Genomic DNA, 25,482 nt, shown 5'->3' with positions numbered 1-25,482 from the left:
TCAGCCAAAAACTGTGCGGGCCAGGCTATATTCTTCCCAGGCGGTGTATTAAAGAGCGCGATGCAACGTCTGGAACAGGGTGACGTTGTCACCGAAACTCAGCTTGCCCGGCTAAAGCATGGATTGATGGAGTGGAGAAAGGTTGACACCCTTAGCCACAAAGCCATTAAACCATTCCGGGGCTTGCTCCAGCACCTGACGAGCAGCGAGTTCTGTGTCAAATTCAGCAAAAACACAGGCCCCTGTTCCAGTCAGGCGCGACGGCGCGTATTCTAACAGCCAGGAAAGCACCTCATCAACCTCGCGAAAACGTTTTCTTGCGATAACCTCGCAATCATTGCCAAATTCACATTTTAATAACGTGTCTATTGACCTTTTTGGCGTATTCCGGGGCAATTCTGGATCGTTAAAAATCATCGGCGTGGGAATGCTAACGCCAGGATGAACAACCAGGTACCATTTTTCAGCCACATCAATCGGCGTGAGCTGCTCGCCAACGCCTTCGGCAAAGGCGGCGTGGCCGCGAACGAAGACCGGCACATCGGCGCCCAGCGTTAAGCCAATCGCGGCCAGCTCATCTTCCGATAAACCACACTGCCAGAGATGATTCAGCGCCACCAGCACCGTGGCGGCGTTAGAAGAACCACCGCCGAGACCGCCGCCCATCGGCAGCCGCTTTTCGATACTGATATCGGCACCGCTGCCTTCTGCCAGACGGTGCGTTTGCGCCGCCGTTTTCATCAGCAGACGCGCAGCACGTACGATCAAATTCTCTTCGTCCGGCACGCCCTCAAGCGGCGTTAACAGGCGCAGTTGCCCATCCTGACGCGTTTCGATGGTCAAGGTATCGCCGTAGTCGAGAAACTGAAACAGCGTCTGCAACTCATGATAACCGTCGGCACGTTGCCCGGTGATATATAAGAACAGGTTCAGCTTTGCGGGAGAGGGCCAACGGGTCATCATTTCACGATCCAGTTATCCATTTTCAGCTTGATACGCTGGGAACCTTCGGTCAGTTCCATATTTGCAGGTAGCGCCGGTTTCTGGTCGTTATAGCCGCCGTACACCACTTTCCAGGTTTTGCCGTTTTGCGTGTAATTCACTTCGCGCAGACGGTATTGATCGTCGAGTTTGTAATCGGTCGCGTCGCCTGGCAGGCCTAAAATCCACTGACGCAGGCTGTTAAGCGGAATCGGCATACCGGTGAGCTTGCCAATCATCTCTTCGCCGTCCACGTCGGTGTAGGTTTTACCCTGATTATCGACTAACTGCGCCGAGCCTGGTTGTGCGGTGAGCGACAGTTCGGTACTGCCCAGCGGGTTAGTCAGCAGCAGTCGGTAATGATCCTGACCGGTCTGCTGCCAGAAGAAGCGTGCATAAACTTTTTGTTCATCAGAGAGATATGCGAATGCGCCGCGGGTTTGATACTGGTTCAGCTTGCGGATTTCCTGCTGATGCTCACGCCACTGTGGTGAGTCCGGGCTTTTCCCCGGACCTTGCGGTGGCGTGGTCACACAGGCGGTAAGAACGAGGCTTGCCAGCGGCAGCAGACGAATCAGGCGAAAGTCAGACAGGGTCATGATAATGACAATCCTTGCGATAGGTAGCAGTTATAACCCTTAATGCTAGCGTCGCGGCGAAGCAGCGTCTACGCTCAAGTTGTCTTAAATCATTAAATTATCTTGGCTATCCGTTTGTACACAAGGTGAGCGATGGCACTACCCCAAAAGGGGAGCGTCTCTTTTATTGATCTCGCGCATCCTGTATGATGCGCTCAGACTAACCTTATCAACGCTGGTACTACTCCCGCAACATGACCCTTTTAGCTCTTGGCATCAACCACAAAACAGCCCCGGTAGCGCTGCGAGAACGCGTTTCGTTTTCGCCGGATACGCTTGACCAGGCGCTGCAGAGCCTGCTGGCTCAGCCAATGGTGCAGGGGGGCGTGGTGTTGTCGACCTGTAACCGCACCGAGCTATACCTGAGTGTGGAAGAACAGGACAACCTTCACGACGCCATCGTGCGCTGGTTATGCGACTACCATCAGTTGAACGAAACCGAGCTGCGTGAAAGCCTGTACTGGCATCAGGATAACGATGCTGTCAGCCACCTTATGCGCGTGGCCAGCGGCCTCGATTCGCTGGTGCTGGGCGAGCCGCAAATTCTCGGACAGGTTAAGAAAGCCTTCGCGGATTCCGCGCAGGGGCATCTGCATGCCAGCGAACTGGAGCGCATGTTCCAGAAATCGTTCTCGGTCGCCAAACGTGTGCGCACCGAAACCGATATCGGCGCCAGCGCGGTGTCTGTGGCGTTTGCGGCCTGTACGCTGGCGCGACAAATTTTCGAATCACTTTCCACCGTTACCGTGCTGCTGGTCGGCGCAGGCGAAACCATTGAACTGGTGGCGCGTCATCTGCGTGAGCATCATGTCAAGAAAATGCTGATTGCCAACCGTACCCGCGAACGTGCGCAGGTGCTGGCGCAGGAAGTGGGTGCGGAAGTGATTGCCTTAAGCGATGTGGATGAGTGCTTAAAAGAAGCGGATATCATCATCAGTTCTACCGCCAGCCCGCTGCCGATTATCGGTAAAGGGATGGTCGAACGCGCGTTAAAAGCCCGCCGTAATCAGCCGATGCTGCTGGTGGATATCGCCGTACCGCGTGACGTCGAGCCCGAAGTGGGCAAACTGGCGAACGCCTATCTGTACAGCGTGGATGATTTGCAAAACATCATTCAGCACAACCTTGCCCAGCGCAAAGCCGCTGCGGTGCAGGCTGAAACCATTGTTGAGCAGGAAACCAGCGAATTCATGGCCTGGCTGCGCGCGCAAAGCGCCAGCGATGTCATTCGCGAATACCGTTCACAGGCCGAAATGGCGCGTGAAGAGCTCACCGCAAAAGCGCTTGCCGCGCTGGAGCAGGGCGGCGACGCCCAGGCAATTTTGCAGGACCTGTCGCGTAAGCTGACCAACCGCCTGATCCACGCCCCAACCAAATCTCTTCAGCAGGCCGCCCGTGACGGGGATGACGAACGCCTGCATATTCTGCGCAACAGCCTCGGGCTGGAGTAGCACAACTCTTTCTATTACAAGGTGCATTTACGCCAATGAAGCCTTCTATTGTTGCCAAACTGGAAGCTCTGTATGAGCGCCATGAAGAAGTTCAGGCGCTGCTGGGCGATGCGGAGACCATCGCCGATCAGGAGCGATTCCGGGCGCTGTCGCGCGAGTACGCGCAGCTGAGCGACGTTTCACGCTGTTACACTGACTGGCGTCAGGTGCAGGACGATATCGAAACTGCCCAGATGATGCTGGACGACCCGGAAATGCGCGAAATGGCGCAGGAAGAATTACAGGACGCCAAAGCGCGGGAAGAAGAGTTGGAACAACAGCTTCAGGTTCTGTTGTTGCCGCGCGACCCGGATGACGAGCGTAACGCCTATGTTGAAGTGCGCGCCGGTACCGGCGGCGACGAAGCTGCGCTGTTTGCGGGTGATCTCTTCCGGATGTACAGCCGCTATGCAGAAGCGCGCCGCTGGCGTGTGGAAATCATGAGCGCCAACGAAGGCGAGCATGGCGGGTTCAAAGAAGTGATCGCCAAAATCAGCGGTGAAGGCGTGTATGGCCGTCTGAAATTTGAATCCGGCGGGCACCGCGTGCAGCGCGTTCCGGCAACGGAATCGCAGGGGCGTATCCATACTTCGGCGTGTACCGTTGCGGTGATGCCGGAGCTACCGGAAGCCGAGCTGCCCGATATCAACCCGTCAGAGCTGCGTATCGATACTTTCCGTTCCTCAGGCGCGGGCGGTCAGCACGTTAACACCACCGACTCGGCAATCCGTATCACCCACTTGCCAACCGGTATTGTTGTGGAGTGTCAGGACGAACGTTCGCAGCACAAAAACAAAGCCAAAGCGCTTTCCGTGCTGGGTTCGCGTATTCGTGCCGCTGAAATGGCCAAACGCCAGCAGGCGGAAGCGTCCACGCGTCGCAACCTGTTGGGTACGGGCGATCGTAGCGACCGTAACCGTACCTATAACTTCCCCCAGGGGCGCGTGACCGATCACCGCATCAACCTGACGCTCTACCGTCTGGATGAAGTGATGGAAGGTAAGCTGGATATGCTGATCGAACCTATCGTTCAGGAATATCAGGCCGACCAGCTCGCGGCACTGTCTGACCAGGAATGATGACTTACCAACAGTGGCTGAAACAGGCAATTGAACGGCTGCGGGAGAGCGAAAGCCCGCGCCGTGATGCCGAGATCCTGCTCGGGCACGTCACCGGCAAAACGCGAACGTTTATCATGGCGTTTGACGAAACGGTATTAACGCCCGCCGAACTGGCGCCCCTTGATACGCTGCTGACGCGCCGCGAGCGCGGTGAACCGATAGCGCATCTAGTGGGCATGCGCGAATTCTGGTCGCTGCCGCTGACGGTGTCTCCCGTCACCCTGATCCCTCGCCCGGACACCGAATGTCTGGTCGAACAGGCATTAGCACGCTTGTCCGCACAACCCTGCGAGATCCTCGATTTAGGCACCGGTACCGGCGCGATAGCCCTGGCCATCGCCAGCGAAAGACCGGATTGCCGCGTGACGGCTGTCGATTTTATCGCGGATGCTGTCGCGCTGGCGCAGCAGAACGCGCAAACGCTGGGCATAGACAACGTTACCCTTTTGCAAAGTGATTGGTTCAGCGCGCTGGCCGGACGGAAGTTCGCGATGATCGTCAGTAATCCTCCTTATATTGATGAACAGGATCCGCATCTCTCTCTGGGTGACGTCCGCTTCGAGCCAAAAACGGCGCTGGTTGCTGCCGATGAAGGGCTTGCCGATCTCGCGCATATTATTCGTGAAGGCCGACAGGCGTTGTTGCCGGGCGGCGTCATGCTGCTGGAACACGGCTGGACGCAGGGTGACGCAGTTCGTCAGCTGTTTACCGGCGCGGGCTATGTTCAGGCGCAAACCTGCAAAGATTACGGCGGCAACGATCGTCTGACGCTCGCTATCTGGCCGGGAGCCGCACAATGAGCCTGTTTAGCGTCATTCTGCCGGTACACGTTGCCAGTGCTATTTTTTCGGTCTCACTTTTTGCGCTACGCTACTGGTGGACGTGGAATAATGATTCACGTCTGAAATTGCGTTGGGTGCGTGTATTACCGCACACTATTGATAGCGTGCTGCTGCTTAGCGGTATCACGCTGATGGTAATCGCTCATGTTTATCCATTCACCCCACAAGGTACGTGGCTGACGGAGAAACTGTTTGGCGTTATCATCTACATCGTTTTGGGTTTTGTTGCGCTCGGACGTCGCTGTCCGCGCAGTCAGCAGCGAGGCTTTATTGCCTTTCTACTGGGGCTGGTGGTGTTGTGCATCATCGTTAAACTCGCCATCACTAAAGTTCCGTTGTTGGGGTAAGGTATGAAGTCATTGGCTGATTTTGAATTTAATAAAGCGCCGCTGTGCGAAGGCATGGTCCTGGTGTCAGAGTTAATCCGTGATGATTTCCCGACACAGCGCGTAAATGAACAACTGGAGTGCCTGCTGGCGCTGGCGCAGGAGGAGATCAGCCCCTCCTGGACGCTGACCCGGCAGATGGAACGCCTGATTGAACTCTTCTACCACGAATGGCATTTCAGCGATTCAAAAGGCGTTTACCGTCTTTCGGACGCGTTATGGCTGGATCAGGTACTGAAAAATCGCCAGGGCAGCGCCGTCTCGCTTGGCGCGATTATGCTTTGGCTCGCCGAACGTCTTTCGATTCCCGTGGTGCCGGTGATTTTCCCGACGCAGTTGCTGTTGCGTGCGGATGTCGACAACGAAGAGTTGTGGCTTATCAACCCATTTAATGGCGATACGCTGGATGAACACACGCTGGAAGTGTGGCTGAAAGGCAATATCAGCCCGATGGCGGAGCTGTTTAATGAAGATCTCGACGAAGCGGATAACGCAGAAGTGATCCGCAAACTGCTCGATACCCTGAAATCGGCATTAATGGAAGAACAGCAGATGGAACTGGCGCTGCGTACCAGTGAAGCGCTGTTACAGTTTAACCCGGAAGATCCGTATGAAATTCGCGATCGCGGGCTTATCTATGCTCAGCTTGAATGCGAGCATATTGCATTGAATGACCTGAGTTATTTTGTCGAACAGTGCCCGGAAGATCCGATTAGCGAGATGATTCGCGCGCAGATAAACACTATCGCGCAGAAACAAATTACCCTTCACTAAAATCCAGGGATTCCGGTTATACTCGCGGGCAATTATGTGACGTCATTATTGGCAGGACTGCCTGGACGCATCCCGAGATAACTGGAGTATTTACCCTAATAAGGCGATCTTATGAAACAGAAAGTGGTCAGTATTGGTGATATCAACGTAGCAAACGACCTGCCGTTCGTGCTGTTTGGCGGCATGAACGTGCTGGAATCGCGCGACCTGGCAATGCGCATCTGTGAACACTACGTTACCGTTACCCAGAAACTGGGTATCCCTTACGTCTTCAAAGCGTCGTTTGATAAAGCTAACCGTTCCTCCATTCACTCTTACCGTGGCCCGGGCCTGGAAGAGGGGATGAAAATCTTCCAGGAACTGAAACAGACCTTCGGCGTAAAAATCATTACCGACGTGCACGAAGCCAGCCAGGCGCAGCCGGTTGCCGACGTGGTGGATGTGATTCAGCTGCCTGCATTCCTCGCTCGCCAGACCGATCTGGTGGAAGCGATGGCGAAAACGGGTGCGGTCATCAACGTCAAAAAACCGCAGTTCGTAAGCCCTGGCCAGATGGGCAACATCGTCGATAAGTTCATCGAAGGCGGTAACGACAAAGTGATCCTCTGCGATCGCGGCGCGAACTTCGGTTACGACAACCTGGTCGTCGATATGCTGGGCTTTGGCGTGATGAAAAAAGCGTCCAATAACTCTCCGGTTATTTTCGACGTTACCCATGCGCTGCAGTGCCGCGACCCGTTTGGCGCAGCCTCTGGCGGTCGCCGTGCGCAGGTTGCTGAACTGGCGCGCGCCGGTATGGCGGTCGGTATCGCCGGTCTGTTTATCGAAGCGCATCCGGATCCGGACCACGCTCGCTGCGACGGCCCGTCCGCGCTGCCGCTGGATAAACTGGAACCTTTCCTGAAGCAGATGAAAGCGATCGACGACCTGGTGAAAGGGTTCGACGAGCTGGATACCAGCAAGTAATTACGCTGTACTGCATTTTTATCGAAGCCTTACCGTTGTGCGGTAAGGCTTTTTTGATTCTGGAGAGTCCAAAATAGGCCGCAGGCTATTACCCCTGCAGCCTGTTTCGGGCGCATGTTGTCATCACGACAGCCAGACGCCCGCCTTCACGTTACTTCCTGTTACGCCACCAGCCGACAATCGCTGCGGTGATAATACCCGCAAGGATTGGGGCTGCCAGGTCGTGCCAGAACATCACGCTAAACTGCACGAGCGTCATATAGCCGCCTATTGTCATGACAACGTTTCGCGGCTATTCTTGAACTGTTGAGGGTCAAGATAAGCCCCCGTTATGTTGTCAGGTTTACGCCTTACAACGTGCGGGGGTTTTCTCTTTCCAGCAACCAACGCCGCCGGGGATCAAGCCCCCGCAACATTGCGCCTCACCGGAAGATTCCGGCTTGGTGCGGATTCTACGTCTTCGGCCTTATTCATTTCATTCACAGAATGCAGGCGATGCGGGATGCTTTCCCGTCTTTCATCGTTTATTGCATTCGCTTCACCCTTTTTTCATACGTGCTCGCAATTTTCATTGTACTCAAACGGTTATACCCTTGCTTATCGGGGGCCGAATTCCAGGCACAAAAAAGGCCGCAGGCTTTTACCCCTGCGGCCTGTTTCGGGCGCATGTTGTCATCACGACAGCCAGACGCCCGCCTTCACGTTACTTCCTGTTACGCCACCAGCCGACAATCGCTGCGGTGATAATACCCGCAAGGATTGGGGCTGCCAGGTCGTGCCAGAACATCACGCTAAACTGCACGAGCGTCATATAGCCGCCTATTGTCATGACAACGTTTCGCGGCTATCCTTGAATTGTTCTGGTTCAAGATTAGCCCCCGTAATGTTGTCAGGTTTACGCCTTACAACGTGCGGGGGTTTTCTCTTTCCAGCAACCAACGCCGCCGGGGATCGAGCCCCCGCAACATTGCGCCTCACCGGAAGACTCCGGCTTGGTGCGGATTCTACGTCTTCGGCCTTACTTACTTCATTCTCAGAATGCACGCGATGCGGGATGCTTTCTGATGTTTCATCCTCTTTTGCATTCCTTTCGCCAAATCTCCCATACCTGCTCGCAATTCTGACGGGTATTCTCCGAATGCCCGTCAGTCATTACTTTTTTCTCACGCCATACCGTTTTGGGCTAAGGCTTTTTTTGTGCATGAAGGTTTTGCAGGCGGCGATACACTTGGCGTTTTCAGGGAGGGAAAATGATGAACGGGAGCGGATTTCTGGTGGTTGGTATTTTGCTAATGCCTCTGTTTGCACAGGCTGAAATACCGGGTCATCAACAGCGAACGCTGGAATTTGCTGAACATGCGATTGTGCAGGGAAAAGGCGCGGAGCCGGAATTAGGGCTGGATGTGATTGGTGAGGGTAATGGTCCTCAATCATTACAATTTCTGACTGAGCTTGTTCGCTGGCAGCGAGGAATGGATGCCGGGCAGGGGGAATCGTATACCTGTTACCTGTTGAGTAAAGGAAACGCGATTCTGCCCTATCTTGAGCAGATGGACCCGGCAGCGTTACGGCAGAAATGTGTAGCTGAGTTCACTGGCAGAAAGTATGGTTTAAAATCCAGTGATAACGTGGATTATATCTGCCGAAGTGAAAAAAATATCCGTTTAAAAAAAACAGACATTATCGCGGGTATACGCGATGGCGTCGTTTGTAATGATGAAGACTGGTGAGACCGATGAAATCAGTCAACGCGATCTGTTTATATCTGATGCTTCCCGGAGCGGTAATGGCTGCATGGCCCACTATTCAGGAAGTGCATCAACGCTTTCCGCAAACCGCCGATAGCCTTCTTCTTGAACAACCGATTTTGTTAGCAACGGGAGAAAAACGTTATGTGCTGGGATGCATGCATCAAAAACAGGCAGATGTTTATCAGGGCGACTGGGGCAATTTTTCGGCCATGTTTCAATGTAAATTTCGCGATTTAACCGATGATAGCGATATTCTTCAGCCAACTGACCATTGGGGCAGCACTGTCACTCGTGCCCGTTTTTATGCCTCCGACGTCATTGGCGGCTGTCGCGATCATCGCTGGTACGGGCATCGTCGTGAATTTCATGTTCGTGGAATGAAAGTGGTGCTGGATATTGTCGATTTTGTTCCAGGCAGCACGATTAAAACCTTTTACGATCAATATCGTTTCACGTTGAACGTCGATGTCATTAACGACACTACGGCTACATCCGCCTGGGGCGGTTTGGCTGCGGAAATGTGCCGCGCAGAAACGGAAGGATTCGATAAGGACGGGCATTTCATTGATCGGGTGGACACTATTCGCGGGGATAGTGCTTTTTAGGACAATAAAAAATGGGCAAATGGTTAATTCTGGTCTGGCTGTTATTACCACTGAGCAGAGCCTTTGCGGGAACGCCTTGTGACGGCGTGGAGCGCGATTTAGGGTTGACGGCATAGCAGAGCGTAACATTAAAGGCAAATATCGGCCCACAGGTCAATGCAACAAAAATAGATATTATAAATGTATTCAGGGAGAAAGAATGGTCAGTTATCTACATTGATACGCATAATTCTGATGAAACGTATCTATTTTTCACTGGCGATATCCTGACATCACACTACGTGACGGAATGGAGTGGGGCGGCAACGATATTTGAGGGCGCTGAACTTACTGCGCAGTTTAAACAAAATGCTCCGGGTATCCCTGAACATTTGGCCCGATGTATGGCGTGGCATATCGCAGAGCAGGGAAAATTGCCCGGTGTGTATTCAAGCCTCAAGGTTCATCCTGAAACGTTTGATATTCTGGGCGATGAAATGATGTTCACTCTTGCCGAAGGAGGAACATATTGGGTGGTATACCAGCATGCTGAAGGAGGGGTAACGAAACCGGTTGTCGCGCCTGTAAAGGTTGATAGCGCGACAGGCCATTTTACCTTCCACCTTCCCGGTGAGATGGCATCCCTGGGCGAATTTCATGGCAGGATTACAGAAGATGATGATCTTCTCGGCATTTTCGACAACGGTTATTCGGTAAAGCTGCCGCGTAAAGCGAGCTTTTGGCAATGATACAACGCTTATGCAGAGACGCAAAAAAGGCCGCAGGCTATTACCCCTGCGGCCCATTTCGGGCGCATGTTGTCATCACGACAGCCTGACGCCCGCCTTCACGTTACTTCCTGTTACGCCACTAGCCGACAATCGCTGCGGTGATAATACCCGCAAGAATTGGGGCTGCCAGGTCGTGCCAGAACATCACGCTAAACTGCACAAGCGTCATATAGCCGCCTATTGTCATGACAACGTTTCGCGGCTATCCTTGAATTGTTCTGGTTCAAGATTAGCCCCCGTAATGTTGTCAGGTTTACGCCTTACAACGTGCGGGGGTTTTCTCTTTCCAGCAACCAACGCCGCCGGGGATCAAGCCCCCGCAACATTGCGCCTCACCGGAATACTCCGGCTTGGTGCGGATTCTACGTCGTCTGCTTTGTGCACTTCACTGGCGAAATACGTACGCTGCGTGACGTCTTCCGACCTTTCGTTATCTATTGCAGCCATTTCGGTCGCATTCTCGCTGATGCTCGCAATTACGGCTACCGACACGATTATCAGGCGAATATGGTCATCAGATAGGCGGCAAACAGCGCCAGATGCGCGGCTCCGTTCAGCACATTGGTGCGTCCGGTGGAGAACGAGATCTGGCACAGTACTAATGACGCAACCATCACAATCATTTCCGGCGCGCCGAGACCAAACATCAGCTCATTACCGGTCATCCAGGCAATCAGCGTCACGACCGGAACGGTCAGTGAAATGGTGGCCAGCACGGAACCAAAGAACAGGTTCATCGCTCGCTGCACCTGATTATTCAGTACCGCTTTCAGTGCTCCCAGGCCTTCAGGCGACAGAATTAGCAGCGCCACCAGGAAACCGGTGAATGCGACAGGTGCATTCAGGGTGGTGAGTAGCGTCTCCAGCGGGTTAGCGTTCATCTTGGTGACGGCAATGACGGCAATCAGATGCACAATCAGCCAGGCGGCGTGCCAGGCGTTGCTGTGGGCGGACGGTTTACCGTGATGCGGGTCATCGTCGTCGCCATCGTCTTCATGTTCGTAAACAAACAGGCTCTGGTGCGTTTTGGTCTGAATCAGCAGGAACACGCCGTACATTGCGGCAGAAATCAGCGCCACCAGCAGAGATTGACCGATAGTGAAGTTCGCTTCAGGCAGCGCCATCGGGAACACCAGTACGATAATCGCCAGCGGGAAGAGGGCAATCAGATACTGTTTGATGCCGAACAGATTGACGTACTGCGTCGCAAATTTGCGCCCGCCCAGCAATAGCGAGAAACCTACCAGGCCGCCGGTCACAATCATAATGATGGAGTAGAGCGTGTCGCGCATCAGCGTTGGGGCTGCATCGCCCGTCGCCATCAGTGCGGAAATCAGGCTCACTTCCAGAATAACCACGGAAAGACTTAAGATAAGCGAACCGTAGGGTTCGCCGAGGCGGTGCGCCAGCACGTCGGCGTGGCGAACAACGCTGAATGCGCTGCTGAGAATACCGATAAGCGCCAGAATATTAATCCCGACAACGACTGGCAATGATTGACTACTTCCCCAGAAGAACAATATTGCCAGCGCAATAACCGGGAAAATGAGAGAAGTCTCCTTATGGCGGGTTTTTACCGCCTCTTGTACATGCGTCATGTCCATCTCCGTTAGTGCAGGTGTTTATAATTATATACTTAGAATATTTCTAATCGTCACAGCGTAAGTCTATAAATTAACAGACCGTGTCTTATATATAACGCTTTTTTACTAAAATTTACCCTGATTGATAACTTTTGTTTAGAGTTATTGAAAATGATGGTTATGTAAATTAAGTCTTTAATTAACAATGCCATATGTTGTTATGGTGAGTAATAATCTGAATTCAGTTTCACCTGCGATGCAGTGAGTCATACTTATCCTGAAGCCACTAACAGGAGGACTTATGCCCTATAACAGCAAATCTGATTTACCCGATAGCGTGCAACATGTTTTGCCAGCTCACGCACAGGAGATCTACAAAGAAGCGTTCAACAGCGCGTGGCAACAATACAAAGATAAATCAGACCGTCGGGACGATGCCACCCGCGAGGAGACCGCGCATCGCGTGGCCTGGGCCGCAGTGAAGCATGAGTATGAAAAAGGGGACGATGATAAATGGCATAAAAAGAAATAGGCCAATAGCACGATTATCCTATAGCCCTTTGTCACGGTTTAATACTCTTGCCGTCAGATGCGCAATTGCATATTGTTTAATAAAGCTGGATAATATTTAAGCAATAAAAACTCAGGGAAAGGCAAATGCAAATGAGAATTTGCCTGGTTCGCTATTAGCCAAAACCAGAGGTCTGAATAATACGCACGGACGTGATGTAGTGGCGGAGGTTGAGAGTGATTACACGTGATTTCTTAATGAAGGCGGATTGTACAACAGCGTTTGGCGCTATTGAGGAATCGCTGCTCTGGTCTCCAGAGCAACGCGCGGCATCCCTGGCCGCTACGCTGGCGTGTCGGCCAGATGACGGGCCGGTGTGGATTTTCGGCTACGGCTCGCTGATGTGGAATCCGGCGCTGGAATTTACCGACTCCTGCACCGGTACGCTTGTCGGCTGGCACCGGGCATTTTGTTTGCGCCTGACCGCCGGTCGCGGGACGGCCTGCCAGCCAGGCCGCATGCTGGCGCTGAAAGAGGGTGGGCGCACCACCGGCATCGCCTATCAGTTGCCAGAGGCGACGGTCGAAGATGAGCTTTCGCTGCTGTGGAAACGCGAGATGATCACCGGCTGCTATTTGCCCACCTGGTGCAAGCTGGAACTTGACGACGGGCGCACGGTTAACGCGCTGGTCTTTATTATGGATCCGCGCCACCCGCAGTACGAAGCAGACACCAGCGTACAGGTGATAGCCCCGTTAATTGCGGCAGCGAGCGGCCCGCTGGGCACCAATGCGCAGTATCTTTTCTCGCTGGATGAAGAGTTACAGAAACTCGGGATGCCTGATGAAGGGCTGAATGAATTGATTAAATACGTTCGCGGTTTGCTGGGGATCCACCCACAACCGGGGCTGGCATAAAAAACGCCCGGAAGTTTTCGGCTTCCGGGCGCTTAATCAGGCTGCAACATAGCTGATTGAGTGTTCAAGCGACTGGCTGTGGCTGTCAATCAACACATTCCAGGTACCGCTGTAAGGCACCGTAAGATAGGCGCTCTCTCTGTTTTGTACGCTCAGAATATCGCTGTTGCTGCTTTTGGCGCTCATTAAATGAATATGGCAGCGCTCTGAGCAACGTACCACGACCGTATCCCCACCAAATAACGTCAAACTTGCCTTAACCATCGCCATCTCAACCCCGAATCTTTCTGTGAATGCACTCCCTGCGACGGATATCCTGCATGTGATGTTGTTCACAAATCACTCATTGATAACACCAAATAGGGAGGGGGAAGATGATGATTTCGATCAACAAATCTGAGAACGATTCAACAAAAGTGAGAATTCTCCTGAAACCATTCAGCCTGGCGCGTGATTGACCAGATAACGCGCGCCAGCCGGGAATAATCTGCGGCAATCGCCGGTAATTTCAGTAAAGTCGACTAAATGAACCCTTAAAACGTCAACACCTTGTCAGCGGCCAGCGTCCATTGGGCCAGTTCGACCAGCGTACCAATTTCCACCCCATCAATCAGCGGCAGCGCGGTAATGCCCCGGCCATCGGTGCAGGTTTTACACAGTTTTACGGGGACGTTTTGCGCGGTGAGGATCTCCAGCATCTGCTGAATATTGTAGCCTTCCGCGGGTTTTTGCCCACGTAACCCGGCGGTGACCGCATCAGACATTAAAAACAGTTTCAGGTCGAGGTCTCCCTGCTGTTCGCGCAGGGCAATGGCCAGGCGCAGGCTGTTGAACAGGGATTCACTGCCGTAGGCGGCACCGTTAGCGACGATCACAATATGTTGCATCTCTACTCCTTCAAAAAGGCACGTTTATTGCTTTGGTTAATAAAAGAGACGTTACCGGGAGGGAGCATGATCAATCGTGCTGACACGACACCCGGCGCAATCGAGTGGTTTCGTTATGCGCGCCAGGTTCAGAAAGGTAAGCTTCAACAGCTGGCGCAGCAGGGCCAACTGGTAAGCCAGTTGAGCCATCTGGTACACATGTTACAGTGCGAACGCGGCGCGTCCAACATCTGGTTATGCTCGGGTGGACGTTTATATGAACCTGAACGCCGGGCGAGTGCGGCACTGGTGGATGAGCGGGTGCGCGAATTCTTGCAGCTGCTTGACCCGCAGGCGGTACCTGCAGCATCCGGGCTGTGCCAGCGCATCGCCAGCGCCGTCTGGTCTCTGGAGCAGTTGCCCGATTTGCGCCATGCCATTAATACCCAACGTGTGGATGCCGGTACCGCTACCGCCCGTTATAGTCGGGTGATACGTCATCTGCTGAGTATTATTCCCCAACTTAATGACACCATCGACAACCCCGCGCTGGTCGGGCGACTCGTGGCACTTTACAGCTTTATGCAGGGCAAAGAGCTGGTGGGGCAGGAACGTGCGCTGGGGGCGCTGGGCTTTACGCTCGGGCAGTTTAGCGACGATCTTCGCCAGCAGTTGGTAGACAGAATTGATGGTCAGCAGCCCTGCTTTGAAGGGTTTTTAAGCCTGGCAAGCCAGACATTGAGAACGTTGTTCAATGAACACGGGCAGGCGGGAATCGCGATTGAACAGTTACGTCGCATTGCCTGCACGCGCCAACCTGCCCCGGACGGCGGCGAGGCGGCGCTGCGCTGGTTTAGCCTACAAACTCAGCGTCTGGAGCAACTGCGCAGCCTCGAGGAATCGCTGATAAGCGATCTGATTGCAGAGGTCGTGGAACTGCTGCGCGACGATGATGCGCAGACGCAACACACAGCGCCGTTCGACGATCCTGTCAGCGATAACCTGCTTTTCCCCCTGGACCGGCAACTGCTACCGTTGGTACGCCAGCAGGCGCGAGAACTGGAACAGCTCACCGGGCAACTGGCGTCGTTAAAAGAGATGCTTGAAGAGCGCAAAGTGATCGATAAAGCGAAAAGCGTGTTGATGGCGCATCAGCAAATGAATGAAGAGCAGGCATGGCACTGTCTGCGCAAAATGGCGATGGATAAAAATCAGCGCATGGTGGAAGTGGCACGCGCGCTGTTAACGGTCAGTGCACTCTGGCAGCGCGATCTTTCTGCCTGATTGCACTCTTCGCGAGCAGAGCGTGCCTGCTGAAAGTGCATTGAAGGCAGTCGCTCAGTCACGTCAGGCCGATTTCACGGTCATTTACGACCTGGCATCTGAATTGCATTATCACCTGTAAATCATCGGTAGCGGGCCAACGGCGGCCTCAAACCATCAGGATAACGGCGTCCCGCAGTGCGTAAGCACTGCCGGGCGCTTTTTTTTTACATGTGGGAGCAGCTATGGGCGATGCATTTTCACTCTCTCGACGGCGTTTATTGCAGGCCGGGGCGGCATTGGGGGGCGCGATGTTGCTGCCGGGTTTGATGCATTCGGCGTGGGCGGCGGGCTCAGACAAACCTGAACAGGAGACGGTAAGAGTGGGATTTATCCCGCTAACCGATTGCGCTCCGCTGGCAATTGCCTCGCTGAAAGGCTTTGACAAAAAGTACGGTATTACGCTGGTTCCCAGCAAAGAAGCGAGCTGGGCGGCAGTACGCGACAAACTGGTCAATGGCGAGCTGGATGCGGCGCATGTGCTTTATGGGCTGCTTTACGGGCTGGAACTGGGAATCGCCAGTAAGCCGCAGGCGATGGCAAACCTGATGACCCTCAACCGCAACGGGCAGGCCATTACGCTTTCTGCTGAGTTGCAGGAGAAAGGGGTGACTGATCTTCCTGCGCTGAAAAAGCTGATCGGTCAGAGCGCGCCGGGCGCTTATACCTTCGCCCACACCTTCCCGACCGGCACCCACGCCATGTGGCTCTATTACTGGCTGGCGAGCGGCGGTATTCATCCCTTTGACGATGTGCGCACCGTAGTGGTCCCGCCGCCGCAGATGGTGATGAACATGCGTATTGGCAACATGGTGGGCTTTTGTGTCGGCGAGCCGTGGAATGCGCGGGCGATTAATGACCGTATCGGCTTCACGGCGGCCACCACGCAGGATATCTGGCCGGAGCACCCGGAGAAAGTGCTCGGCACGCGTCGCGAGTGGGTTGAGCAAAACCCCAATACCAGTCGCGCGTTGGTCGCGGCGCTCATTGACGCCGCCCGCTGGATTGAAGCGTCAGCGGAAAACAAACGTGAAACCGCGCAGATCCTCTCGCGTCGCGGCTGGCTGAACACCAAGGAACAGTACCTCACAGGCCGCATGCTGGGTGAATACGATAACGGCATCGGTCGTCGCTGGCAGGACGCACATCCGATGCGTTTTTACGCCGAGGGCGAAGTGACCTTCCCGTGGATCTCAGACGGGATGTGGTTCTTAACCCAATTTCGCCGCTGGGGACTCCTCAAAACGGAGCCCGATTATCGGGCCATCGCGCAACGCATTAATCGCACGGATATCTGGAAAGAGGCGGCACAGGCGGTCGGCGGCATTACGCCGCCTTCCAGCCTGTTACGCAGCAGCACACTGATGGACGGAACGGTGTGGAACGGAAGCGACCCGGAAGGGTATGCCCGCAGCTTTGCCATTCAACGTAGAGGAGCCTGAGATGAAACAGACGCAAAATGTCAAACCGGCTGCCGCACCGGCTGTTCCGGGTGAAGTGATTACGCTGCCGCCGGTACAGGTGCGCCGACGCGCACCTGCTGCGGGGCGCGTGCTGCGCAATATCGCCGAACGTACTATTCCCGCGGTGTTGGGGCTGGGATTGTTGGTGCTGGCCTGGCAACTCGCCGCCATTAACAGCAAAGGTTTCCCGACGCCGCTCAGCACGCTGGATTCCGCCCTGACGCTGTTTGCTGACCCGTTTTATAACAATGGGCCAAACGATGTGGGCGTGGGCTGGAATGTGCTGGCCTCTCTTCAGCGTGTGGCGGTGGGGTTTGGCCTCGCCGCGCTGGTAGGTATTCCCCTTGGCTTCCTGATTGGGCGCTTTGTCTTTTTCTCCCGCATGTTTTCGCCGCTGATTGCGCTGCTGCGCCCGGTAAGTCCGCTTGCCTGGCTGCCGATTGGCCTCCTTCTGTTCCAGAAAGCGGAGCCTGCGTCCAGCTGGACCATTTTTATCTGCTCGATCTGGCCGATGGTTATTAATACCGCGGAAGGCGTGCGTCGTATTCCGCAGGACTACCTCAACGTCGCGCGCGTGTTACAGCTCTCAGAATGGACGGTAATGCGCAAGATCCTGTTCCCGGCGGTGCTGCCAGCGGTACTAACCGGCGTGCGTCTCTCCATCGGTATTGCCTGGCTGGTGATCGTCGCCGCCGAAATGCTCACCGGTGGGCTGGGGATCGGTTTCTGGATCTGGAATGAGTGGAACAACCTCAACGTCGAAAACATTCTCATTGCCATCGTCATTATTGGCGTGGTTGGGCTGGTGCTGGAGCAGGGGTTGATGCTCATCGCCCGCCGTTTCAGCTGGCAGGATAAATAAGGAGCGCATGATGAAACCCTTAATTCAGGTTCAGGCCGTCAGCCAACGATTCCATACCGCCAGCGGTGAGTTTCTGGCGCTGCAAAACGTATCATTCGATATCCACGAAGGTGAAACGGTAAGCCTTATCGGCCACTCCGGCTGCGGTAAATCGACGCTGCTTAACCTGATTGCCGGAATAACGCTCCCGACAGAAGGCGGCCTGATTTGCGACAACCGTGAAATTGCGGGCCCGGGCCCGGAGCGCGCCGTCGTTTTCCAGAACCACTCACTGCTGCCGTGGTTAACCTGCTTCGACAACGTGGCGCTGGCGGTGGATCACGTGTTTCACAAAAGCATGAGCAAAGCCGAACGCCGCGACTGGATTGTTCACAACCTTGAGCGGGTGCAGATGGGCCATGCGCTGCATAAACGTCCGGGAGAAATCTCGGGCGGGATGAAGCAGCGCGTCGGCATTGCCCGCGCGCTGGCGATGAAGCCGAAAGTGCTGTTGATGGATGAGCCGTTTGGCGCACTGGACGCGCTGACCCGTGCACATCTCCAGGACTCGGTAATGCAGATTCAGCAGGCGCTGAATACCACTATTGTGCTGATTACCCACGACGTCGATGAAGCGGTGCTGCTTTCTGACCGGGTGTTGATGATGACGAATGGCCCGGCGGCAACGGTCGGGGAGATTCTTGACGTCAATCTTCCGCGCCCACGCAACCGCGTACAGCTGGCCGATGACTCTCGTTACCACCATTTGCGCCAGCAAATTCTCCATTTCCTTTACGAAAAACAGCCCAAAGCGGCGTAAGGGGACGCGCGATGCGAAAACTGGTGATGATTGGCAACGGCATGGCGGCAACCCGGCTGGCTGAGCGGTTGGTGAAGGTCGCGCCCGGGGCGTTTGCCATCACCATAATCGGTGATGAACCCTGTCAGGCCTATAACCGCATCCAGCTTTCACCCGTGCTGAGCGGCGAAAAAGCCTTCAGCCAGACGCTGCTGCAATCGCCTGCCTGGTATGCGGAGCACGAAGTTCACGTGCGGCAGGGCGAGACGGCGCTGCAGGTCTGCACACAAACGCGGCGTGTTGTTACCACTCATGGTGAGTTGCCGTGGGATGAGCTGGTTTTTACCTGTGGTTCGCTGCCGTTTATGCCGCCGTATCCCGGCATTGCTTTGCCGCATGTTCACACCTTTCGCAGGCTGGCGGACGTGCAGGCCATGCTGGCGACACCCGGTGATACCGTGGTCATCGGCGGCGGTGTGCTGGGCGTGGAAGCGGCGGCGGCACTGGCGTTGAGAGGTGACAACGTCACGTTAGTGCATCGTGGTGACAAATTAATGGAACAGCAGCTCGACAGTCAGGCGAGTCAGTTACTGGTGCAAAACCTGCAAGCGCGAGGGATCCGCTGCGAACTCAACGCGAACGTACGCGCGATTCGTGAGCAGTTTGTTGAACTTAATGATGGCCGTTGTCTGCCCGCTGTGCGCATCGTTATTGCAGCCGGTGTGCGTCCTAATATTGCCCTGGCAGCACGAAGCGGGATCCATTGCCAGCGTGGGATTGTGGTCAATCGCCAACTGGCAACGGCGGTGCCTGGTGTGAGCGCTATCGGTGAATGTTGCGAAATCGACGGGCAAACCTGGGGATTAGTCGCACCTTGTTTGCGACAGGCCGAGGTACTCAGTGCGCGTCTGGCGGGCACTGAGCAGGCGGATTTTCACTGGCAGGATAACGGTACTCGCCTGAAAGTGACCGGTATCGATCTCTTTAGCGCCGGCCCGATAGAGGCGGTTGAAAATGACGACGTCTGGTCTTCATTTGACCCACAAAGCGGCCATTATCGCCGCCTGCTGCTGCGCGATGGCAGGCTTCGCGGCGTATTACTGATGGGCGATTGCACCGCTGCCGCCACGTTTACCGATCTTATCCAATCTCCCCAACCCGCACAGCCGGGCTGGATCTTCAACCAATTCACAGCGCAGCCAACGGCTGAAGGAAGACAAATAATGATCAAACCAACGCTTGCGGTAGTAGGGCACGGCATGGTCGGCCACCATTTTCTACAACAATGTGTGCAGCAAAATCTTCATCAGCGCTATCAGATTGTGGTTTTCGGCGCTGAGCGTTATGCCGCCTATGACCGCGTACATCTCTCGGAATACTTCTCCGGGCGCGATGCGGCTTCATTGTCGCTGGTGGAAGACGATTTCTTCGCCGTAAACGGTATTGAATTACGCCTTTCGCAGGCGGTGACGGCCATCGACCCGCAAACACACCTGATTAGCGATGCGCAGGGGCATGAGCTGCACTGGGACAAACTGGTGCTGGCGACCGGCTCCTGGCCATTTGTTCCGCCGATCCCCGGCAATGATTTGCCGGGCTGCTTTGTCTATCGCACGCTGGACGACCTGGACGCGATTGCTGCGCACGCAAAAACAGCGACGCGGGGAGTGGTGATTGGCGGCGGGTTGCTGGGGCTGGAGGCCGCCAATGCGCTGCGTCAGTTAGGGCTGGAAACGCACGTGGTCGAGTTCGCGCCTAATCTGATGGCGGTACAGCTCGATAACGGCGGCGCGGCGATGCTGCGCGAGAAAATCAGCGAACTTGGCGTGGGCGTCCACACCAGTAAGACGACGACCGCGATTGAACACACGGCGGAGGGCCTGACCCTGCGTTTTGCCGACGGCGAAACGCTGCTGACCGACATGGTGGTTTTTTCGGCGGGCATTCGCCCACAGGATACGCTGGCCCGCAGCGCGAACCTGAGCGTGGGAGAACGCGGGGGCATTATCGTGGATAACCACTGCCGCACCTCGGACGCGGATATGTTTGCCATTGGTGAATGCGCGCTGTGGGAGAACAAAATCTTCGGCCTGGTCGCGCCCGGTTACCAGATGGCGCGCACCGTGGCGGCGGCGCTTGCCGGTACAGAACTGCCGTTTACTGGCGCGGATATGAGTACCAAACTGAAGCTGTTAGGCGTGGATGTGGCCTCATTTGGCGACGCTCAGGGGCGCACAACGGGTTGCCAAAGCTATCAATGGGTAGATGGCCCAGCGCAGGTGTACAAGAAAATCGTGGTGAGCGCCGACGGCAAAACGCTGCTTGGCGGTGTGCTGGTGGGCGACGCCAGCGATTACCCGACGCTGCTGCAAATGATGCTTAATGCGATTGCCCTCCCGGCGCAACCCGCGTCGCTGATTTTACCGGCGCAGGAGGGCAGTGCGCCGAAAGCGTTGGGCGTAGCGGCATTACCGGATAGCGCGCAAATATGCTCCTGTCATAACGTCAGTAAAGGTGATATCTGCCATGCGGTCGTGGCGGGCGCAACGGAGATGGGGGCCATCAAAAGCTGCACTAAAGCGGCAACGGGCTGCGGTGGATGCAGCACACTGGTGAAACAGGTGATGGAATTTCAGCTTGCACAGCAGGGTGTTGAGGTTAAAAAAGATGTTTGTGAGCACTTTGCGTATTCACGACAGGAGATTTATCACCTGGTACGGGTTAACCGTATCCATACCTTTGAGCAACTGATTACCCGCTACGGTCATGGCGATGGTTGTGAAATCTGTAAACCGCTGGTGGCCTCTGTTCTCGCCTCTTGCTGGAATGACTATTTGCTGAAACCGGCACACTTACCGTTGCAAGATACCAACGATCGTTACTTCGCAAATATCCAGAAAGACGGCACCTATTCCATTGTGCCGCGTATGGCGGCGGGCGAAGTCACGCCGGATGGCCTTATCGCTATCGGAGAGGTGGCTAAACGTTATCAGCTGTACAGCAAAATTACCGGCGGCCAGCGCATTGACCTTTTCGGCGCACGGCTTGAACAGTTGCCCGCCATCTGGCGCGAACTGATTGATGCCGGATTCGAAACCGGTCACGCCTACGGGAAATCCTTACGCACGGTGAAATCATGTGTGGGCTCGACCTGGTGTCGCTACGGCGTGCAGGACTCAACTGCGCTCGCCGTGACGCTGGAGCATCGCTATAAGGGGCTTCGCGCGCCACATAAGATCAAAATGGCGGTGTCGGGATGCACCCGGGAATGCGCGGAAGCACAGGGTAAAGATGTGGGCGTGATTGCTACCGAAAAAGGCTGGAATCTCTATTTGTGCGGCAATGGCGGCATGAAACCCCGTCATGCCGATCTCTTCGCCAGCGACCTCGATGACGCCACGCTGCTGCGCACCATCGACCGTTTTCTGATGTTCTATATTCGCACCGCCGACCGTTTGCAACGTACCAGCACCTGGATGGATAACCTGGAAGGGGGAATTGACTATCTGCGCGAGGTCATTCTTAACGATAGCCTCGGTATTGCCGACGATCTTGAACGGGAAATGGCGCGCGTCATCGACAGTTATCAGTGTGAATGGCGTACCACGCTGAACGACCCGCAGCGGCTGGCGTTGTTCCGCTCATACGTTAACAGCGAGATGCCGGATGAGGCCGTGCAGCGCCATGATGTGCGTGGGCAGTTGCAGCCGGTGGAGATGCCGGTTATGCCAACGCTTAATGTCAGCACAAAACCGTGGCAGGCGATTTGCGCGCTGACCGCGATCCCCGCTCAGGCCGGAATTGGCGCGCGCCTTGGAGAGATGCAAATCGCGTTGTTCCGCTTTGGCGAAAACGTCTATGCCCTTGATAATCTTGAGCCCGGTAGCCAGGCTAACGTCCTGTCACGCGGCCTGCTGGGGGATGCGGCGGGCGAACCCATTGTTATTTCGCCGCTCTACAAAAGGCGTATTCGTCTACGCGATGGCCGACAGTGCGATAGCGGCGAAGCCGTGGTGCGCGCCTGGCCGGTGAAAGTGGAGAACGGCACCGTGTGGGTCAGTAATCAGCCGTTACTGCTGCGTGCGGAGGCCTCATGACTGAAACCCGAACCACATGCCCCTACTGCGGCGTAGGCTGCGGGGTGATTGCTAGTGAAGAGGATGGTGCGGTCAGCGTGCGCGGCGATGACGCGCATCCGGCCAATTTTGGTCGCCTGTGTGTGAAGGGGGCGGCGCTTGGTGAAACGACGGATCTTGCGGGAAGGTTGTTGCATCCGGAAGTGGCAGGGCAGCGCGTCAGTTGGCAGCACGCGATCGACGAGGCGGGGGGGCGCCTGCGGGCGATTATTGATGAACACGGGCCACAGGCGGTGGCGTTTTATGCCTCCGGGCAACTGCTGACGGAGGATTATTACGCGGCGAACAAGCTGATGAAGGGCTTTATCGGCGCGGCCAATATCGATACGAACTCCCGCCTGTGTATGTCTTCGGCGGTGACGGGCTACAAGCGTGCGTTCGGCGCGGATGTGGTGCCGTGTAGCTATGACGATGTTGAAAACAGTGACCTGGTGGTACTGGTCGGCTCAAATGCTGCGTGGTCGCATCCGGTGCTGTATCAGCGTCTGGCGAAAGCAAAGCAGGCCAATCCGCAGATGCGGGTGGTGGTTATCGATCCGCGCCGCACGGCGACCTGTGATATCGCGGACAGGCATCTGGCGATTGCGCCCGGTAGCGACGCCGGGCTGTTTGTGGGTTTGCTGCGCGAAATTGCGCAGCGGGGGGCATTCGCCCGACACTATGCGGATGCGCAGGCGGCAAGAGATTCCGCCGAACCCTGGACCGTGGCGCGGGTTGCGGCATTTTGCGGCCTGGCGGAGCAGGAAGTTAACGATTTTTATACGGCGTTTATCACCGCACCGCGCGCCGTTACGCTCTACACGATGGGCATTAATCAGTCCGCCAGCGGCAGCGATAAATGCAATGCAATTATCAATGTTCACTTGGCCTGCGGGAAATTCGCTCGCCCCGGATGTGGGCCGTTTTCGCTGACCGGGCAACCGAATGCGATGGGCGGTCGGGAGGTTGGCGGCCTGGCGACGATGCTGGCGGCGCACATGAACTTTGAGCCCGACGATTTGGCACGTGTTGCCCGCTTCTGGGGAACGGAACGGTTGGCGCAAACGCCGGGGTTGATGGCGGTCGATCTGTTTGCCGCGATTGGGCGCGGTGACGTCAAGGCCGTGTGGATTATGGGGACTAACCCGGCCGTTTCGTTACCCGATAGCCACGCGGTCTGTCAGGCTCTGGCGGCGTGTCCGCTGGTCATCGTCTCTGAGGTGGCCGCCGATACCGACACTTCGCGCTACGCGCATATTCGTTTTCCGGCTCTGAGCTGGGGCGAGAAAAACGGCACGGTGACCAATTCAGAACGACGCATTTCGCGCCAGCGCGCGTTTCTTCCTGCGCCCGGCGAGGCAAAAGCCGACTGGTGGATTATCGCTCAAATGGCGCACGCGCTGGGCTATGGCGATGCGTTCCGCTGGCAGCATCCCCACGCGGTATTTTGTGAGCACGCCGCGCTTTCCGGTTTCGAAAACCACGGCGAGCGCGCGTTTGATATTAGCGGTCTGGCGAACCTTACCCGCGCAGAGTGGGACGCACTGGCCCCCGTGCGCTGGCCTGTGCGTGCCTCCGGTGACACGCTGGATCTCCAGCAGGGCTGGCGGGCGGATAAGCGGCTGCGAATGGTGCCCGTGGAACCGCAAACGACCCGGGCGCGCGTCGGGCCGCTTTATCCTCTGTTGCTCAATAGCGGTCGTATTCGCGACCAGTGGCACACCATGACCCGCACAGGCACCGTGCCGCGTTTGATGCAGCATATCGCGCAGCCGACGGTCGATGTTTCTGTGCAGGATGCGGAACATTTTCAACTTCGCGAAGGCGGTTTCGCCCGAATCACCTCGCGACAGGGGGTCATGGTAGCCAAAGTGTCGATTCAGGCAGGACAGCGGCCGGGCGCGCTGTTTGTGCCAATGCACTGGAATGCCTGCTTCGCGCGTCAGGGAAAAGTGAATGCGCTGGTTGAAGCGGTGACCGATCCGCACTCCGGGCAACCAGAAAGCAAACAGGTTGCGGTACGCATTGCGCCCTGGCAACCGGTGTGGCAAGGGGAATTGATTTCCCGTGAGCCGGTTCCGTTACCGAATCACGTGCAGTGGTGGCGTAAGGCGATCGACGGCTTACATCACCTGACGCTATGCGGCGATAAGGTTATCTATGATGAGCTGCTGCTGTTTTGCCAGCAGCGCAACTGGCAGGTGCAGACCGCGCGGGCAGGAGCACTTTGTCATTTTCTGGCATGGCATGAAGGCAGATTGATGCTCGGGCTGTGGAGCGCTGAAACTTTGCCTGTTATCGAACTGGCGCTGATTACGGCGGCATTTGAAAGCGCGCCACAAACGCCAGCCGATCGGCATGCGTTATTAAATGGCCGCGTCAATGGGCAACCCGCGCAGGGGCGAATTGTCTGTAGCTGCTTTAGCGTGGGGGAGACGCGAATTCGACAGGCCATCGCCGGGGGATGTACCTCTGTCGATGCATTAGGGCAAAAGCTGAAGTGTGGGACAAACTGTGGATCGTGTGTGCCGGAGTTGAGAGGGTTTATTGGTGATGGGAGCGGACACCCTCACCCCGGCCCTCTCCCTGAGGGAGAGGGAGAAAACGATGCAGATCCTAAACATAAGTGCGATCGGTCCCCTCTCCCTCAGGGAGAGGGTTAGGGTGAGGGTATAGAACCAGAATTTTCCCGAAATCCCCCTTAAAGCTGAAATGGTTAAGCAAACGCGATAAACTAAAA

25 protein-coding genes are annotated in these 25,482 nt (G+C 55.6%); 17 read left to right on the top strand and 8 right to left on the bottom strand.

Annotation, left to right across the window (positions count from 1 at the left end; translation table 11 throughout):
* Positions 1-111: 111 nt before the first annotated feature.
* Together ispE and lolB are read right to left on the bottom strand one after the other, a co-directional pair.
* Positions 112-963, bottom strand: a complete 852-nt coding sequence (ispE, locus tag AC1MKH_RS14285) for a 4-(cytidine 5'-diphospho)-2-C-methyl-D-erythritol kinase (protein WP_276219971.1) — start codon at positions 961-963, stop codon at positions 112-114.
* Positions 960-1,580: a lipoprotein insertase outer membrane protein LolB gene (gene lolB, locus AC1MKH_RS14280; protein ID WP_015964125.1), complete on the bottom strand. Its 621-nt coding sequence runs from the start codon at positions 1,578-1,580 to the stop codon at positions 960-962. The genes ispE and lolB overlap by 4 nt, the downstream gene beginning before the upstream one ends.
* A 233-nt stretch (positions 1,581-1,813) precedes the next feature.
* Here lolB and hemA point away from each other — a divergent pair, with 233 nt between their 5' ends.
* The 6 genes from hemA (at position 1,814) to kdsA (ending at position 7,198) form a co-directional block, all read left to right on the top strand.
* On the top strand, positions 1,814-3,070 hold the full coding sequence (hemA, locus tag AC1MKH_RS14275) for a glutamyl-tRNA reductase (RefSeq protein WP_276219972.1): 1,257 nt from the start codon (positions 1,814-1,816) through the stop codon (positions 3,068-3,070).
* A gap of 35 nt (positions 3,071-3,105) precedes the next feature.
* Positions 3,106-4,188: a peptide chain release factor 1 gene (gene prfA / locus AC1MKH_RS14270; protein ID WP_276219973.1), complete on the top strand. Its 1,083-nt coding sequence runs from the start codon at positions 3,106-3,108 to the stop codon at positions 4,186-4,188.
* Positions 4,188-5,030: a peptide chain release factor N(5)-glutamine methyltransferase gene (gene prmC / locus AC1MKH_RS14265; protein WP_276220119.1), complete on the top strand. Its 843-nt coding sequence runs from the start codon at positions 4,188-4,190 to the stop codon at positions 5,028-5,030. The genes prfA and prmC overlap by 1 nt, the downstream gene beginning before the upstream one ends.
* Positions 5,027-5,419: a SirB2 family protein gene (locus AC1MKH_RS14260; RefSeq protein WP_276219974.1), complete on the top strand. Its 393-nt coding sequence runs from the start codon at positions 5,027-5,029 to the stop codon at positions 5,417-5,419. The genes prmC and AC1MKH_RS14260 overlap by 4 nt, the downstream gene beginning before the upstream one ends.
* A gap of 3 nt (positions 5,420-5,422) precedes the next feature.
* Positions 5,423-6,232, top strand: coding sequence for an invasion regulator SirB1 (gene sirB1, locus AC1MKH_RS14255; RefSeq protein WP_015964130.1), 810 nt, complete (start codon positions 5,423-5,425; stop codon positions 6,230-6,232).
* Between the two features lie 111 nt (positions 6,233-6,343).
* Complete coding sequence (kdsA, locus tag AC1MKH_RS14250; RefSeq protein ID WP_015964131.1) at positions 6,344-7,198, top strand: 3-deoxy-8-phosphooctulonate synthase; 855 nt, start codon at positions 6,344-6,346, stop codon at positions 7,196-7,198.
* Positions 7,199-7,349: 151 nt separating this feature from the next.
* On the opposite strand, the gene AC1MKH_RS14245 is transcribed toward kdsA, so the two are convergent.
* Both AC1MKH_RS14245 and AC1MKH_RS14240 read right to left on the bottom strand, forming a co-directional pair.
* Entirely contained in the window at positions 7,350-7,457 is a 108-nt protein-coding gene (locus tag AC1MKH_RS14245) for a type I toxin-antitoxin system toxin Ldr family protein (RefSeq protein ID WP_041686436.1), read from the bottom strand.
* Between the two features lie 444 nt (positions 7,458-7,901).
* Complete coding sequence (locus AC1MKH_RS14240) at positions 7,902-8,009, bottom strand: type I toxin-antitoxin system toxin Ldr family protein (RefSeq protein WP_041686436.1); 108 nt, start codon at positions 8,007-8,009, stop codon at positions 7,902-7,904.
* A 439-nt stretch (positions 8,010-8,448) separates the two neighbouring features.
* On the opposite strand from AC1MKH_RS14240, the gene AC1MKH_RS14235 reads away from it, so the two are divergent.
* The 3 genes from AC1MKH_RS14235 to AC1MKH_RS14225 all read left to right on the top strand — a co-directional run bounded on the left by AC1MKH_RS14235 (position 8,449) and on the right by AC1MKH_RS14225 (position 10,282).
* The gene (locus tag AC1MKH_RS14235; RefSeq protein ID WP_276219975.1) at positions 8,449-8,928 is read left to right on the top strand and encodes an Imm57 family immunity protein; all 480 of its coding nucleotides are present in this window, start codon (positions 8,449-8,451) and stop codon (positions 8,926-8,928) included.
* Between the two features lie 5 nt (positions 8,929-8,933).
* Complete coding sequence (locus AC1MKH_RS14230; protein ID WP_276219976.1) at positions 8,934-9,554, top strand: hypothetical protein; 621 nt, start codon at positions 8,934-8,936, stop codon at positions 9,552-9,554.
* Positions 9,555-9,835: 281 nt separating this feature from the next.
* Positions 9,836-10,282 (top strand): hypothetical protein, encoded by a 447-nt coding sequence (locus tag AC1MKH_RS14225; RefSeq protein WP_276219977.1) that lies wholly within the window; start codon positions 9,836-9,838, stop codon positions 10,280-10,282.
* A 121-nt stretch (positions 10,283-10,403) separates the two neighbouring features.
* Here the strand turns inward: AC1MKH_RS14225 and AC1MKH_RS14220 are convergent, their stop codons facing one another.
* Positions 10,404-10,493: a type I toxin-antitoxin system toxin Ldr family protein gene (locus AC1MKH_RS14220; RefSeq protein ID WP_276219978.1), complete on the bottom strand. Its 90-nt coding sequence runs from the start codon at positions 10,491-10,493 to the stop codon at positions 10,404-10,406.
* Positions 10,494-10,821: 328 nt separating this feature from the next.
* Positions 10,822-11,922 (bottom strand): sodium-potassium/proton antiporter ChaA, encoded by a 1,101-nt coding sequence (gene chaA / locus AC1MKH_RS14215; RefSeq protein ID WP_015964133.1) that lies wholly within the window; start codon positions 11,920-11,922, stop codon positions 10,822-10,824.
* A 286-nt stretch (positions 11,923-12,208) separates the two neighbouring features.
* Here chaA and chaB point away from each other — a divergent pair, with 286 nt between their 5' ends.
* On the top strand, positions 12,209-12,439 hold the full coding sequence (chaB, locus tag AC1MKH_RS14210) for a putative cation transport regulator ChaB (RefSeq protein WP_276219979.1): 231 nt from the start codon (positions 12,209-12,211) through the stop codon (positions 12,437-12,439).
* Positions 12,440-12,654: 215 nt separating this feature from the next.
* Positions 12,655-13,335, top strand: coding sequence for a gamma-glutamylcyclotransferase (locus AC1MKH_RS14205; protein ID WP_231827070.1), 681 nt, complete (start codon positions 12,655-12,657; stop codon positions 13,333-13,335).
* Between the two features lie 36 nt (positions 13,336-13,371).
* Here AC1MKH_RS14205 and AC1MKH_RS14200 read toward each other — a convergent pair whose 3' ends face one another.
* Together AC1MKH_RS14200 and AC1MKH_RS14195 are read right to left on the bottom strand one after the other, a co-directional pair.
* A complete protein-coding gene (locus AC1MKH_RS14200) occupies positions 13,372-13,605 on the bottom strand; it encodes a DUF1883 domain-containing protein (protein ID WP_041686229.1) in 234 nt (77 codons plus the stop codon).
* Positions 13,606-13,868: 263 nt separating this feature from the next.
* Positions 13,869-14,222: a DsrE/DsrF/TusD sulfur relay family protein gene (locus tag AC1MKH_RS14195; protein ID WP_015964137.1), complete on the bottom strand. Its 354-nt coding sequence runs from the start codon at positions 14,220-14,222 to the stop codon at positions 13,869-13,871.
* Between the two features lie 66 nt (positions 14,223-14,288).
* Here AC1MKH_RS14195 and nasR point away from each other — a divergent pair, with 66 nt between their 5' ends.
* The 6 genes from nasR to AC1MKH_RS14165 all read left to right on the top strand — a co-directional run bounded on the left by nasR (position 14,289) and on the right by AC1MKH_RS14165 (position 25,405).
* Positions 14,289-15,485: a nitrate regulatory protein NasR gene (gene nasR, locus AC1MKH_RS14190; RefSeq protein WP_276219980.1), complete on the top strand. Its 1,197-nt coding sequence runs from the start codon at positions 14,289-14,291 to the stop codon at positions 15,483-15,485.
* 224 nt (positions 15,486-15,709) lie between these two features.
* Positions 15,710-16,966, top strand: coding sequence for a CmpA/NrtA family ABC transporter substrate-binding protein (locus AC1MKH_RS14185; RefSeq protein WP_276219981.1), 1,257 nt, complete (start codon positions 15,710-15,712; stop codon positions 16,964-16,966).
* A 1-nt stretch (position 16,967) separates the two neighbouring features.
* The gene (gene ntrB, locus AC1MKH_RS14180) at positions 16,968-17,849 is read left to right on the top strand and encodes a nitrate ABC transporter permease (protein ID WP_276219982.1); all 882 of its coding nucleotides are present in this window, start codon (positions 16,968-16,970) and stop codon (positions 17,847-17,849) included.
* Positions 17,850-17,859: 10 nt separating this feature from the next.
* Positions 17,860-18,648, top strand: a complete 789-nt coding sequence (locus tag AC1MKH_RS14175) for an ABC transporter ATP-binding protein (protein ID WP_276220120.1) — start codon at positions 17,860-17,862, stop codon at positions 18,646-18,648.
* Positions 18,649-18,659: 11 nt separating this feature from the next.
* On the top strand, positions 18,660-22,724 hold the full coding sequence (gene nirB, locus AC1MKH_RS14170) for a nitrite reductase large subunit NirB (RefSeq protein WP_276219983.1): 4,065 nt from the start codon (positions 18,660-18,662) through the stop codon (positions 22,722-22,724).
* The gene (locus tag AC1MKH_RS14165) at positions 22,721-25,405 is read left to right on the top strand and encodes a nitrate reductase (protein WP_276219984.1); all 2,685 of its coding nucleotides are present in this window, start codon (positions 22,721-22,723) and stop codon (positions 25,403-25,405) included. Before nirB ends, AC1MKH_RS14165 begins: the two co-directional genes overlap by 4 nt.
* Positions 25,406-25,482: the final 77 nt, after the last annotated feature.

The sequence above is a fragment of the Pseudocitrobacter sp. CD920760 genome, assembly GCF_057782505.1.
Note: the sequence above shows the minus strand (reverse complement) of the source record. Positions and strands in the feature narration are given on the sequence as shown.

What these genes read in the sequence shown, in the direction of transcription:
- AC1MKH_RS14230 (WP_276219976.1), top strand. Translation starts at nt 8,934, where the DNA reads ATGAAATCAGTCAACGCGATCTGTTTATATCTGATGCTTCCCGGAGCG.
- AC1MKH_RS14195 (WP_015964137.1), bottom strand. Translation starts at nt 14,222, where the DNA reads ATGCAACATATTGTGATCGTCGCTAACGGTGCCGCCTACGGCAGTGAA.
- AC1MKH_RS14260 (WP_276219974.1), top strand. Translation starts at nt 5,027, where the DNA reads ATGAGCCTGTTTAGCGTCATTCTGCCGGTACACGTTGCCAGTGCTATT.
- chaB (WP_276219979.1), top strand. Translation starts at nt 12,209, where the DNA reads ATGCCCTATAACAGCAAATCTGATTTACCCGATAGCGTGCAACATGTT.
- prmC (WP_276220119.1), top strand. Translation starts at nt 4,188, where the DNA reads ATGACTTACCAACAGTGGCTGAAACAGGCAATTGAACGGCTGCGGGAG.
- chaA (WP_015964133.1), bottom strand. Translation starts at nt 11,922, where the DNA reads ATGACGCATGTACAAGAGGCGGTAAAAACCCGCCATAAGGAGACTTCT.
- AC1MKH_RS14240 (WP_041686436.1), bottom strand. Translation starts at nt 8,009, where the DNA reads ATGACGCTCGTGCAGTTTAGCGTGATGTTCTGGCACGACCTGGCAGCC.
- nirB (WP_276219983.1), top strand. Translation starts at nt 18,660, where the DNA reads ATGCGAAAACTGGTGATGATTGGCAACGGCATGGCGGCAACCCGGCTG.
- lolB (WP_015964125.1), bottom strand. Translation starts at nt 1,580, where the DNA reads ATGACCCTGTCTGACTTTCGCCTGATTCGTCTGCTGCCGCTGGCAAGC.
- ntrB (WP_276219982.1), top strand. Translation starts at nt 16,968, where the DNA reads ATGAAACAGACGCAAAATGTCAAACCGGCTGCCGCACCGGCTGTTCCG.
- AC1MKH_RS14175 (WP_276220120.1), top strand. Translation starts at nt 17,860, where the DNA reads ATGAAACCCTTAATTCAGGTTCAGGCCGTCAGCCAACGATTCCATACC.
- sirB1 (WP_015964130.1), top strand. Translation starts at nt 5,423, where the DNA reads ATGAAGTCATTGGCTGATTTTGAATTTAATAAAGCGCCGCTGTGCGAA.
- hemA (WP_276219972.1), top strand. Translation starts at nt 1,814, where the DNA reads ATGACCCTTTTAGCTCTTGGCATCAACCACAAAACAGCCCCGGTAGCG.
- AC1MKH_RS14200 (WP_041686229.1), bottom strand. Translation starts at nt 13,605, where the DNA reads ATGGCGATGGTTAAGGCAAGTTTGACGTTATTTGGTGGGGATACGGTC.
- AC1MKH_RS14185 (WP_276219981.1), top strand. Translation starts at nt 15,710, where the DNA reads ATGGGCGATGCATTTTCACTCTCTCGACGGCGTTTATTGCAGGCCGGG.
- AC1MKH_RS14165 (WP_276219984.1), top strand. Translation starts at nt 22,721, where the DNA reads ATGACTGAAACCCGAACCACATGCCCCTACTGCGGCGTAGGCTGCGGG.
- AC1MKH_RS14220 (WP_276219978.1), bottom strand. Translation starts at nt 10,493, where the DNA reads ATGACGCTTGTGCAGTTTAGCGTGATGTTCTGGCACGACCTGGCAGCC.
- AC1MKH_RS14235 (WP_276219975.1), top strand. Translation starts at nt 8,449, where the DNA reads ATGATGAACGGGAGCGGATTTCTGGTGGTTGGTATTTTGCTAATGCCT.
- kdsA (WP_015964131.1), top strand. Translation starts at nt 6,344, where the DNA reads ATGAAACAGAAAGTGGTCAGTATTGGTGATATCAACGTAGCAAACGAC.
- nasR (WP_276219980.1), top strand. Translation starts at nt 14,289, where the DNA reads ATGATCAATCGTGCTGACACGACACCCGGCGCAATCGAGTGGTTTCGT.
- ispE (WP_276219971.1), bottom strand. Translation starts at nt 963, where the DNA reads ATGATGACCCGTTGGCCCTCTCCCGCAAAGCTGAACCTGTTCTTATAT.
- AC1MKH_RS14245 (WP_041686436.1), bottom strand. Translation starts at nt 7,457, where the DNA reads ATGACGCTCGTGCAGTTTAGCGTGATGTTCTGGCACGACCTGGCAGCC.
- prfA (WP_276219973.1), top strand. Translation starts at nt 3,106, where the DNA reads ATGAAGCCTTCTATTGTTGCCAAACTGGAAGCTCTGTATGAGCGCCAT.